The 10,510-nt window shown below is 59.3% G+C and carries 10 protein-coding genes; 1 reads left to right on the top strand and 9 read right to left on the bottom strand.

Going from position 1 to position 10,510, the window contains the following annotated elements; all coding sequences use genetic code 11:
* Nucleotides 1-103 precede the first annotated feature (103 nt).
* The 6 genes from msrQ to AAEZ09_RS11065 all read right to left on the bottom strand — a co-directional run bounded on the left by msrQ (nt 104) and on the right by AAEZ09_RS11065 (nt 6,081).
* Nucleotides 104-724: a protein-methionine-sulfoxide reductase heme-binding subunit MsrQ gene (msrQ, locus tag AAEZ09_RS11090; RefSeq protein WP_350599499.1), complete on the bottom strand. Its 621-nt coding sequence runs from the start codon at nt 722-724 to the stop codon at nt 104-106.
* On the bottom strand, nt 724-1,737 hold the full coding sequence (msrP, locus tag AAEZ09_RS11085; protein ID WP_350599497.1) for a protein-methionine-sulfoxide reductase catalytic subunit MsrP: 1,014 nt from the start codon (nt 1,735-1,737) through the stop codon (nt 724-726). The genes msrQ and msrP overlap by 1 nt, the downstream gene beginning before the upstream one ends.
* 60 nt (nt 1,738-1,797) lie before the next feature.
* A complete protein-coding gene (gene pssA / locus AAEZ09_RS11080) occupies nt 1,798-2,652 on the bottom strand; it encodes a CDP-diacylglycerol--serine O-phosphatidyltransferase (protein ID WP_045059415.1) in 855 nt (284 codons plus the stop codon).
* Nucleotides 2,653-2,797: 145 nt separating this feature from the next.
* Entirely contained in the window at nt 2,798-3,814 is a 1,017-nt protein-coding gene (gene ilvC / locus AAEZ09_RS11075) for a ketol-acid reductoisomerase (RefSeq protein WP_007948647.1), read from the bottom strand.
* Between the two features lie 48 nt (nt 3,815-3,862).
* Entirely contained in the window at nt 3,863-4,354 is a 492-nt protein-coding gene (ilvN, locus tag AAEZ09_RS11070; protein WP_003176102.1) for an acetolactate synthase small subunit, read from the bottom strand.
* 2 nt (nt 4,355-4,356) lie between these two features.
* Nucleotides 4,357-6,081, bottom strand: a complete 1,725-nt coding sequence (locus AAEZ09_RS11065; protein ID WP_045059421.1) for an acetolactate synthase 3 large subunit — start codon at nt 6,079-6,081, stop codon at nt 4,357-4,359.
* Nucleotides 6,082-6,481: 400 nt separating this feature from the next.
* On the opposite strand from AAEZ09_RS11065, the gene AAEZ09_RS11060 reads away from it, so the two are divergent.
* Entirely contained in the window at nt 6,482-6,895 is a 414-nt protein-coding gene (locus tag AAEZ09_RS11060) for a DUF4124 domain-containing protein (protein ID WP_045059414.1), read from the top strand.
* Nucleotides 6,896-7,029: 134 nt separating this feature from the next.
* On the opposite strand, the gene AAEZ09_RS11055 is transcribed toward AAEZ09_RS11060, so the two are convergent.
* Genes AAEZ09_RS11055 through mrcB form a run of 3 tightly spaced genes read right to left on the bottom strand, consistent with a single transcriptional unit; the run spans nt 7,030 to nt 10,443 of the window.
* Complete coding sequence (locus AAEZ09_RS11055; protein WP_045059413.1) at nt 7,030-7,365, bottom strand: YqcC family protein; 336 nt, start codon at nt 7,363-7,365, stop codon at nt 7,030-7,032.
* Entirely contained in the window at nt 7,365-8,102 is a 738-nt protein-coding gene (locus tag AAEZ09_RS11050; protein ID WP_205893393.1) for a tetratricopeptide repeat protein, read from the bottom strand. The genes AAEZ09_RS11055 and AAEZ09_RS11050 overlap by 1 nt, the downstream gene beginning before the upstream one ends.
* A 16-nt stretch (nt 8,103-8,118) precedes the next feature.
* On the bottom strand, nt 8,119-10,443 hold the full coding sequence (gene mrcB, locus AAEZ09_RS11045; RefSeq protein ID WP_045059411.1) for a penicillin-binding protein 1B: 2,325 nt from the start codon (nt 10,441-10,443) through the stop codon (nt 8,119-8,121).
* Between the last annotated feature and the right edge of the window lie 67 nt (nt 10,444-10,510).

Raw genomic sequence — 10,510 nt, 5'->3', positions numbered from 1 at the left:
CGTCAAAACTGCGTAACTCATTGTTTACCAAGGAGTTTTCCGTTTCGACTGCGCCGGAAGTGGGGCGAATTATAGACATCTGAAATCTGCCGTCAAGGCCTAATTACGCCTTCTTGGCAGAAGAGGCCTTTTTAGCCCATAACCGCGGTATTCGACGGGACACAACAGGCAGCCGCATTACCAAAAGCAGCCCTCCTATAGATGCGTAGATGGCCCACTCTTCAAGATCAGCACGCACAATCCACAACATATGCAGCAAACCAAGCCCGAGCACCACATAAGCCAATCGATGCAGCTTCTTCCAGCGAGCGCCTAACCGGCGCTGGCTGTATCTGTTCGAGGTCACGGCCAATGCGAGCAGGCAAAGAAATGCCAGCGCCCCGACAATGATGTAAGGCCGCTTGCGCAACTCGACACCCAGTTGCGACCAGTCAAACCCAAGGATAAATGCCATATACCCGCACAGATGCAGGACCACGTAGGCAAAACACCATAATCCGAGCTGGCGGCGCACGGCGATCCACCCCGCCCAACCGCTGAGTTTCTGCAGTGGCGTCATCGCCAGCGTGACCAGCAGCAGTATGAGGGTACCCAGCCCCAGGCGATCAACCAGCACCTTACCGGGATCAGGCCCAAGCACATCCGCCCAGGCCCGGTACAACCACAAGACCGGCCAGACGGCGGCGGCGATGAATACGCCGATACGCCAGTACGGGAAACGCATCAGTAGTTCTTCCGCAGATCGAGCCCTGTATATAGAGAAGCGACTTCTTCCGAGTAGCCGTTGAACATCTGGGTGTCCCGCACGTTCGGCTTGAACAGGCCGCTGGGCAGGCGCCGCTCGCGAGCCTGGGTCCAGCGCGGGTGATCGACCGTCGGATTCACGTTCGCGTAAAAGCCGTATTCATCTGCGGCAAGACTCTGCCAGGTCGTCTTGGGCTGCTCGCTGACCAGACTGATCCGCACAATGGACTTGATGCTCTTGAAGCCATACTTCCAGGGCACCACCAACCGCAGCGGCGCACCGTTCTGGCTGGGCAATTCGCGCCCGTACATGCCCACCGCAAGAATCGCCAGCGGATTCATCGCCTCATCCAGGCGCAAGCCTTCGACATAGGGCCAGTCGATCAAGGCGAAACCGGAACGCTGCCCGGGCATGGTCTTGGGGTCCTGCAAGGTTTCGAAGCGGATGTACTTGGCACTGGCGCTCGGCTCCACCTGTTTGAGCAATGCCGACAGGGGAAAGCCGAGCCAGGGAATGACCATCGACCAGGCTTCCACGCAACGCAGGCGGTAAATGCGCTCTTCCAGCTGATAGGGCTTCATGAAGTCTTCCAGCGCGTACCGCCCCGGCTTACCCACCTCCCCGTCTACAACCACACTCCAGGGCTCGGTCTTCAGCGCGCCTGCGTTCGCCGCGGGGTCGCCTTTTTCGGTGCCGAACTCATAAAAGTTGTTGTAGTGGGTCGCATCCTTGAATGGCGTGATCGCCTCATCCTTGACGGTCACCGCCCCCCAACGCGTAGCGGGAAGTTTCTCGGAGAACCAGGAAGGCGCCTTGCCAGGCTCGACGTCGGCGTAGCGGGACGCCTCTTCGGCGCCGGCCCAACGCGGCAGGCTGCCAACAGCCAATCCGGCAACGGCAGCGCCAAGGACGTTACGTCGAGATAAATACAGGGATTGAGGCGTGACGTCCGACTCATGGCAGTCAGACGCCTGGGGGATCTTGATCAGCATGGCTACTCCGCAGTTTTGGAGGACAGATGCACCAAATTAGACTGCGGAGTATGAGGGATATCAGGCGTTTTTGTTCCGGCGAAGTCTTAATAGATATTGCACCGGACCAGAGGCTGCGTAGGCAAGGAACACCAGTAACAGAATACGCGGCGGATCACTGAATACCACTGCGAACACCAGCACCACGGCCAGGATTGCCACGAACGGCACCCGCCCCTTCAGGTCCAGCTCCTTGAAGCTGTTGTACTTGATGTTGCTGACCATCAGCATACCGGCGGCGGCAACCATCAGCGCCACCAGGAAAGACATCCTGGAGCCCTGGATGCCGTAGTCGCTGAACGCCCAGACGATACCGGCAACCACACCCGCCGCTGCCGGACTGGCAAGCCCGATAAAGTAACGCTTGTCTGCGGTGCCCACTTGAGTGTTGAAGCGCGCCAGTCGCAGCGCCGCGCCCGCCACATAGATGAAGGCAACCATCCAGCCGACCTTGCCCATGTCACCCAGGGCCCAGCCGAACGCCAACAGCGCCGGGGCAACGCCGAAGGCGACCATGTCCGACAGCGAGTCGTATTCGGCGCCGAAGGCACTTTGGGTATTGGTCATGCGGGCCACGCGGCCGTCTAGCCCGTCGAGCACCATGGCGACAAAGATCGCGATGGCGGCGAAAGCAAAGTATTTGCTTGCGCCGACCGAGTCACCGGCGCTCGCTGCCGCCTGGGCGCTCATCGAGTTGATGATGGAATAGAACCCCGCGAAGAGATTCGCGGTGGTGAATAGATTCGGCAGAAGATAGATACCACGATGCCGGACTTTACGACCTTCAGCGTCATGCCCTTCTTCGATGTGTTCATCGATGGGCAGCAGGCTTTCGGCGTCAGAAGCCTGGTTTGGCTCTTCGGGACGTTCGCTCATGGACATTACCTTGCAACAGGGTGGAGAAATTTCGACAGGCGTCTGGGACGAGGGTTCGCCCGCAAACGATGCAGCTTTATACCAGAACCGGCTCCCCAAACGAAAAAACGCGGCCTAGGCCGCGTTTTCCGTACAAGTGCGCGACTTAGTTCTTGGCTTTGTCGACGATCTTGTTGGCACCGATCCAAGGCATCATGGAGCGCAGTTGCTCGCCGATGATTTCGATGCCGTGAGCGGCGTTGTTACGACGCTTGGCGGTCATCGAAGGATAGCCGGTAGCGCCTTCGCTGATGAACATCTTGGCGTATTCGCCGTCCTGAATACGTTTCAGGGCGTTGCGCATGGCCTGACGGGATTCGGCGTTGATCACTTCCGGGCCGGTCACGTACTCGCCGTATTCAGCGTTGTTAGAGATCGAGTAGTTCATGTTGGCGATACCGCCTTCGTACATGAGGTCAACGATCAGCTTCAGTTCGTGCAGGCATTCGAAGTAGGCCATTTCCGGCGCGTAGCCAGCTTCAACCAGGGTTTCGAAACCGGCTTTTACCAGCTCAACGGTACCGCCGCACAGTACGGCTTGCTCGCCGAACAGGTCGGTTTCGGTCTCGTCCTTGAACGTGGTTTCGATGATGCCGGTACGACCACCGCCAACGCCTGCAGCGTAGGACAGTGCAACGTTCTTGGCGTTGCCGGAAGCGTCCTGGTAGATAGCGATCAGGTCAGGGATGCCGCCGCCTTTGACGAACTCGGAGCGAACAGTGTGGCCCGGTGCTTTCGGCGCGATCATGATCACGTCGAGGTCAGCGCGTGGCACTACCTGGTTGTAGTGGATCGCGAAGCCGTGGGAGAAGGCCAGGGTGGCGCCTTTCTTGATGTTCGGCTCGATTTCGTTCTTGTACAGGGCGGACTGGAACTCGTCCGGGGTCAGGATCATGACCAGGTCGGCAGCTGCAACAGCGGAAGCAACGTCAGTCACTTTCAAGCCGTGAGCTTCAGCCTTGGCAACAGTGGCCGAGCCTTTACGCAGGCCAACAGTTACGTCAACGCCGGAGTCTTTGAGGTTGCACGCTTGAGCGTGACCCTGGGAACCGTAACCGATAATGGCAACTTTCTTGCCCTGGATGATGGACAGGTCGCAGTCTTTTTCGTAATAAACTTTCATGAAATTCCCCTATATATCCAGGCCGTTCAGGCCATTCACTAATTTGGTTTAGATGCTGAGTACTTTGTCGCCGCGAGCGATGCCGGTTACGCCACTGCGGACGGTTTCCAGGATCGATGCGGTGCCGATGGACTGAATGAAGCTGTCGAGCTTGTCGCTGGTACCGGTCAACTGAACGGTATACACGCTGGCGCTGACGTCGACGATCTGTCCACGGTAAATATCGGTGGTGCGTTTGATCTCGGCGCGCTGTGCGCCAGTGGCCTTGACCTTGACCAGCATCAGTTCGCGCTCGATGTGAGCACTCTCCGACAGGTCGACCAGTTTGACCACTTCGATCAACTTGTTCAGGTTCTTGGTGATCTGCTCGATCACTTCGTCATGACCCACGGTGGTCAACGTCAGGCGCGACAGGGTCGGGTCTTCGGTCGGTGCCACAGTCAGGCTTTCGATGTTGTAGTTGCGCTGCGAGAACAGGCCGACTACACGAGAAAGAGCACCCGGTTCGTTTTCCAGAAGCAAGGAAATAATATGCCGCATGATTAAGTACGCTCCGTCTTGCTCAGCCACATATCGCGCATGGAGCCGTCTTTGATCTGCATCGGGTAGACGTGCTCGCTGGTGTCGACCGAAACATCGATGATGACCAGACGATCCTTCATGGCGAACGCTTCTGCCATCTTCGTCTTCAAATCTTTCGATTCGGTGATGCGCACGCCGACGTGACCGTAGGCCTCCGCCAACTTGACGAAATCAGGCAACGATTCCATATAGGAATGTGAGTGACGGCTGCCGTAGCTCATGTCTTGCCACTGGCGAACCATACCCAGAACACCGTTGTTCAGGATCACGATCTTCACTGGCAAGCCATACTGCAGGCAGGTCGACAGCTCCTGGATGTTCATCTGGATGCTGCCCTCGCCCGTCACGCAGACGACGTCGGCATCCGGGAAGCTCAACTTGATGCCCATGGCCGCCGGGAAACCGAAGCCCATGGTGCCCAGGCCACCGGAGTTGATCCAGCGATTGGGCTTGTTGAACGTGTAGTACTGCGCGGCGAACATCTGGTGCTGCCCCACGTCCGAGGCAACAAAGGCATCGCCCTTGGTGACTTCGCACAGGGTTTCGATCACGGTCTGCGGCTTGATGACGCCGCCGTCGCCCTTGTCGTAAGGGAACAGGCCACGATCACCGCGCCACTCATCAACTTGCTTCCACCAGCTGGCAACGGACTCCTTGTTCGGGGTCTCGCCGATTTCCTTGAGGATCGCGACCATTTCGGTCAGGACGCTTTCCACCGGACCCACGATGGGTACATCGGCCTTGATGGTCTTGGAGATCGAAGCCGGGTCGATGTCGATGTGGATGATCTTGGCGTTCGGGCAAAACTTCGCCGGGCCGTTGATCACACGGTCATCGAAACGTGCACCGACTGCCAGGATCACATCGGCGTGGTGCATCGCCAGGTTGGCGGTGTAGCTGCCGTGCATGCCGAGCATGCCGATGAACTGGCGATCGGTGCCAGGGTAGGCACCCAGGCCCATCAAGGTATTGGTCACTGGCAGGTTGAGCATTTTCGCCAGCTCGGTCAGCGGCGCGGAGCCACCACCGAGGATCACGCCGCCGCCGGCGTACATCACTGGCCGCTTGGCCGCCAGGAGCATTTCTGCAGCCTTGCGGATTTGCCCGGAGTGACCGCGAACGGCCGGGCTGTAGGAACGCAGCTTGGCTTTCTTCGGGAAAATGTATTCGAACTTCTCGGCCGGGTTGGTCATGTCTTTGGGGATATCGACAACGACCGGACCAGGACGACCGGATTGCGCCAGGTAGAACGCCTTCTTCATGACTTCCGGAATTTCCGACGCGTGCTTGATCATGAAGCTGTGCTTCACGATCGGCCGGGAGATACCGATCATGTCGGTTTCCTGGAACGCGTCGGTGCCTACCATGGTGCTAGGCACCTGGCCGGAAATGACCACCATCGGAATGGAGTCCATGTAGGCCGTGGCAATACCGGTAATGGCGTTGGTTGCGCCCGGCCCGGAAGTAACCAGTACCACGCCGGCTTTGCCGGTGGCACGGGCATAGCCGTCAGCCATATGGGTCGCAGCCTGCTCGTGGCGAACCAGGATGTGGGTCACTTCCGGTTCTTTGAACAGGGCATCGTAGACATGAAGAAGAGCACCACCCGGGTACCCGTAGATGTACTTGACGCCTTCGTCACGCAAAAAGCGGACGAGCATCTCACCGCCAGATAAAAGCTCCACGTTGTTCACCTCTAAAACGCCAGAATACCGCCCACATGCAAAAGGACGGGTCTTAATAGGTTTACTTCTCAGCAGAGCATGAGCGACGGTGGTCGCCGACTACGTCAGCACTGACTGAGCAAGTATTGGGATCGTCCCAAGTGTTGCGGGACTTTCCCACCCAGCGCGAGGTAACGCGTTGCGGGTGTAACAGGTCGGCGCGGGTATGCGCCTCATGATCTGCCGAGTGGGTCTGCTTCTGGCAGTCCCTCTACAGCGGACTTTGGATTCTTCTGTTTCGTCCCCTCCAAGTCAAGCCGTCTATGTGCTTTATTGAAGTAAGCGCATGAGAAAGCAAGAAAAAACCGCTAAACCGCAACTGTGTTAGCTTCAATTGCGCAACTCATGGCAAGGAAATGGCATGCGAACTTTATTGATGGTCGGTCTACTGATCAGCCCTTGGTGTCTGGCGGGGCAAATCTACAAGTGGGTGGACGCCCAAGGCGTGACTCATTTCGACGCCCAGCCTCCTCAAGGTCAGGAGGCGACGACGGTGCTCACTCCAGCACCGGCCCCGGCCAAGCCGGTACCACCACCACGCAGCCATGTGATTGGCGACCAGCAGGCGATCGACAAATCGGTGAAGGCACAGGTGGCCGAGCAGCAGGCGCAGTTGCAGGCGTTCTGCCAACAGGCCCGCACGAACCTGGCCCAGCTACAGAACAATCCAAGATTACGAGAGGAAGTCGACGGTGAGATGCGCCGCCTGAACGAGCAACAGCGTCAGGAGCGCATCAGCGAATCACAGAAACAGATTGGGGATAACTGCCAATAGAACCCTGCGTAGGAGCTGCCGAGCGAAGCAGAGGCTGCGATCTTTTGACCTTTACCCCAGAACAACAAGATCAAGAGGTCGCAGCCTCGTTGCACTCGACAGCTCCTACATCCGCTCCTACATCGGATCCGGCGCTAGCGGGCAGCCGTGATCAGCAGGTCAAACTCCTTGAGCAGCACCTGCAACTGCCGATCCTTGCCCTGCACATTGCGCGCGGCGAACACCATTTCGGCCATTTCCTGGATTCCCGACGCGTTGGGCAACGGGAGATCCTGTTCGAGGATCATTTTCATCCGCGGCAGGAAAATCCATTGCAGCCACTGTTCGAAATCCAGCGTATCGACCGAGAAAGGCTCAACGCTGGAAAGCGCCTCAGTGGAGGGCGAGACGTCGTCCCACCATCCCTGCACTCGCAGTTCGCGCTCGATCAACAGCAGTTGCTCGGCGATCTTCGGAAAGCGTGCGTCCATCACAGCGTGACCTTGGCCTTCTGGCGGGCCAGCGCAGCGCCTGCAGAATCACCCTGCTTCTCACGCGCCTGGGCGATCAGCCCCCACAGGCTGGCCTGCAGGTCCGGCCGGCCATTGGCCATGGTCAGGCCCCGGCGGGCGAACTGCTCGGCCTGTGCCGCATCACCTTGGGCCATGCGCACCTGGGCCAGGCGATAAAGCACCTGCGGCTCACGTGGCGCCACCCGCTGGGCACGCTCAAGGCTCGACGACGCGCCGTTGAGGTCACCGCCCGCCTGTTGCTGCTGGGCCGTGGTCAACAGCGCCAGCACCGGACCGTCCAGTTGCTCATCGGCCGACAAGCCACCGCCGGTACTGGCTGACGGAATCCCGCTCGGAGTCGCCGGCATGCTGTAGCTGCCCTGGTTGATCGGCGCCGACTGCACTGGCGCCGTATCGATTGGACCTGGCGTGATCGGGCCCGGCGTGATCGGCGAAGTGCTGATAGGCGCAGAAGCCACCGCACCACCGCCTGGGACCATCACCACCACCCCAGTGTCACCTTGCGGTATCGCCTGGGCCTGCGCCTGTACCGGACGCTTGACCGTCGTCTGCCGGAAACCGCCATTGGCCTGCACACGTTCGCTGTTCGAAACGGCGCTGCCGGAATCCACTACCGGAATGGACCCGCGTTGTACGGTGGAGCAACCGCTGAGCAAAGCCACGGCGGTAACCGCTGGAATCAACCACTTGTTCACTTGAAACCCTCTTTGCTTAGTTCATCCAGCCTTTGACCCAATCCATCACCGTTTCGCCCGAAGCAGGGCTTTCGCCACCGCAAGCGGGGCCGGGAGGCGGTTCGCTGCCGCGAATATACGGCATCTGTACGGCACCTGGACAACCCGCATCGGAACCCTGCCCCGTGCGTGAATCAACCCAGGCCTGAACAATGTTGTCTGGCTGCGGCATGTCCAGCGGCAACGGGTCGGCCTTGCGCATGAAACTGGTCCAGACCTGCAGCGCGCCGGTGGCGCCGGTGAACGGCGTCTTGCCGTTGTCATCGCGCCCCAACCACACCACGGCCAGCAGGTCCTGGCTGAAGCCGGCGAACCAGCTGTCTCGCGAATCGTTACTGGTACCGGTCTTGCCGGCCAGGGTCAGGGTCTTGGGCAACACGTTATAAACCGAACTGCCTGTACCTTCACGCATGACCCGCTGCATGGCGCTCTGGACCAGATAAATGGAAGCCGGGTCGAAACGCTGCTCGATCTGGAACGGATAACGCTTGAGTGGCTCGCCTTCGGCGGTGAGCACACTGCGAATGCCGCGCATCGGTGTATTGAACCCGCCGTTGGCGAGGGTCTGGTACATGGTTGCCACTTCGATCGGGGTCAAGCCTCCGGCCCCCAGCAACATCGACGGGAATGCCGGAAACTCGCGACTCACACCCAGTCGTGCAAGCGTCTTGAGCACGTTCGGTACGCCCACCGCCAAGCCCAGGCGAGCGGTCGACAGGTTGTAGGAATGCGCCAGGCCTTGATAAAGGAATACCGTGCCATGGGAGCGGCGATCGTAGTTCTGCGGTTTCCAGACCTGGCCGTCCGCGCCCTTCACCGAGAAGGAGTCGTCCGACAGCCAACTGGTCAGGGTGTACTGGCTCGGTTTTTCCAGGGCCGTCAGATAAACAGCCGGTTTGATCAGCGAGCCGATCGGTCGAACCGCATCCAGAGCGCGGTTGAATCCGGCAAAACTGGCCTGGCGGCTGCCGATCATGGCCTGGACTTCGCCGGTTTCCGGGTTGGTCACGACCATCGCCGCTTCAACCTCATCGGAGCCCTTGCGCCCGGACAGACGTTTGAACGTGTCATTGACCGACGCTTCGGCTTTCATCTGCAGGATCGGATCAAAGCTGGTGAAAATCCGCAGGCCTTCTTCGGTCAAATCCTCGTCGCGATAGTCCTGGCGCAGCTGACGCTTGACCAGATCGAGGAAGCCGGGGAACGAGCTGTCGGCGAGTTTCCCGCGGGTAGTCACACCCAGTGGCAATTTCTTCGCGGCGGCGACCTGCTCGGCAGTGGCCACACCCTGCTCCTGAAGGACATCCAGCACCAGGTTGCGGCGCTCCAGGGCGCGTTCGGGGTTACGTCGCGGATTGTAGTAGGAAGGGCCCTTGACCATGCCTACCAGCAAGGCCACCTGATGCAGTTTCAGCTCGGACAAAGGCTGGCCGAAGAAGAACTGGCTGGCCAGTCCAAAACCGTGCACCGCACGCTGGCCGTCCTGGCCGACGAACACTTCATTGAGGTAAGCCTCAAGAATCTCGCGCTTGTCGTAATGCAACTCCAGCAACATCGCCATCATGGCTTCGGTGAGTTTGCGGGTCAGGCTGCGTTCGCTGGTCAGGTAGAAGTTCTTGACCAATTGTTGCGTCAGCGTACTGCCGCCCTGGGTCATCTTGCCGCCGGACGTGTTGACCCAGACGGCACGGGCAATCGACTTGGGCGACACACCCCAGTGGGAATAGAAGTCGCGGTCTTCCACAGCGACCAGGGTTTCCAGCAGATACGGCGGAACCTGATCGATTTTTATCAGGATGCGGTCTTCGAGATTCTTCGGATAAATCCCGCCGATCAGCAGCGGCTCCAGGCGCACCACAGAAAGCTTCGAGCCATTGGTGGCCGACAGTTCCGCCACGTAATCGCCGGAGAAGCGCACTCGCACGGGCTGGGCTTTCTCCATACCTTCATAGAACTGGAAGCCTCGGGTATTCAAGTCGACGGTGTTGCCGTTGACCGCCGCAGCGCCAGGACCATTGCTTACGCTCTCGCGCCGGTAGCCCAGGGCGTCGAGCTCGGTGAGGAAGTCTTCCTTGCTCAGCTTCTGCCCGGTGAACAGCTCGAGCGGGCGCGCGTAGACCTTGGCCGGAATGGTCCAGCGCTTGCCGGAGAACTTCTCCTGGACAATTGCATCAAGGTAGACCGCGAATCCGGCGAGCACCACGAGGCCGACCAGACTGAGTTTAAGGGCCCAGCCCAGCCACGGGCGCAGGCCCCTGGAAGGTGGTTTTTTTGGAGTGCGGGGGGATCGAGTACGAGTCATGGCGGCGGATTATACGCACTTTATTCATACTCAACAGGAGGCCTCCGAGGTTTGCGTCGAGCGGACT

The sequence above is a fragment of the Pseudomonas sp. 65/3-MNA-CIBAN-0223 genome, from assembly GCF_040310425.1.
Taxonomy (GTDB): Bacteria; Pseudomonadota; Gammaproteobacteria; order Pseudomonadales; family Pseudomonadaceae; genus Aquipseudomonas; species Aquipseudomonas gregormendelii.
Note: the sequence above shows the minus strand (reverse complement) of the source record. Positions and strands in the feature narration are given on the sequence as shown.

Coding starts and splice junctions, on each gene's coding strand:
- msrQ (WP_350599499.1), bottom strand. CDS start 724: ATGCGTTTCCCGTACTGGCGTATCGGCGTATTCATCGCCGCCGCCGTC.
- msrP (WP_350599497.1), bottom strand. CDS start 1,737: ATGCTGATCAAGATCCCCCAGGCGTCTGACTGCCATGAGTCGGACGTC.
- pssA (WP_045059415.1), bottom strand. CDS start 2,652: ATGAGCGAACGTCCCGAAGAGCCAAACCAGGCTTCTGACGCCGAAAGC.
- ilvC (WP_007948647.1), bottom strand. CDS start 3,814: ATGAAAGTTTATTACGAAAAAGACTGCGACCTGTCCATCATCCAGGGC.
- ilvN (WP_003176102.1), bottom strand. CDS start 4,354: ATGCGGCATATTATTTCCTTGCTTCTGGAAAACGAACCGGGTGCTCTT.
- AAEZ09_RS11060 (WP_045059414.1), top strand. CDS start 6,482: ATGCGAACTTTATTGATGGTCGGTCTACTGATCAGCCCTTGGTGTCTG.
- AAEZ09_RS11055 (WP_045059413.1), bottom strand. CDS start 7,365: ATGGACGCACGCTTTCCGAAGATCGCCGAGCAACTGCTGTTGATCGAG.
- mrcB (WP_045059411.1), bottom strand. CDS start 10,443: ATGACTCGTACTCGATCCCCCCGCACTCCAAAAAAACCACCTTCCAGG.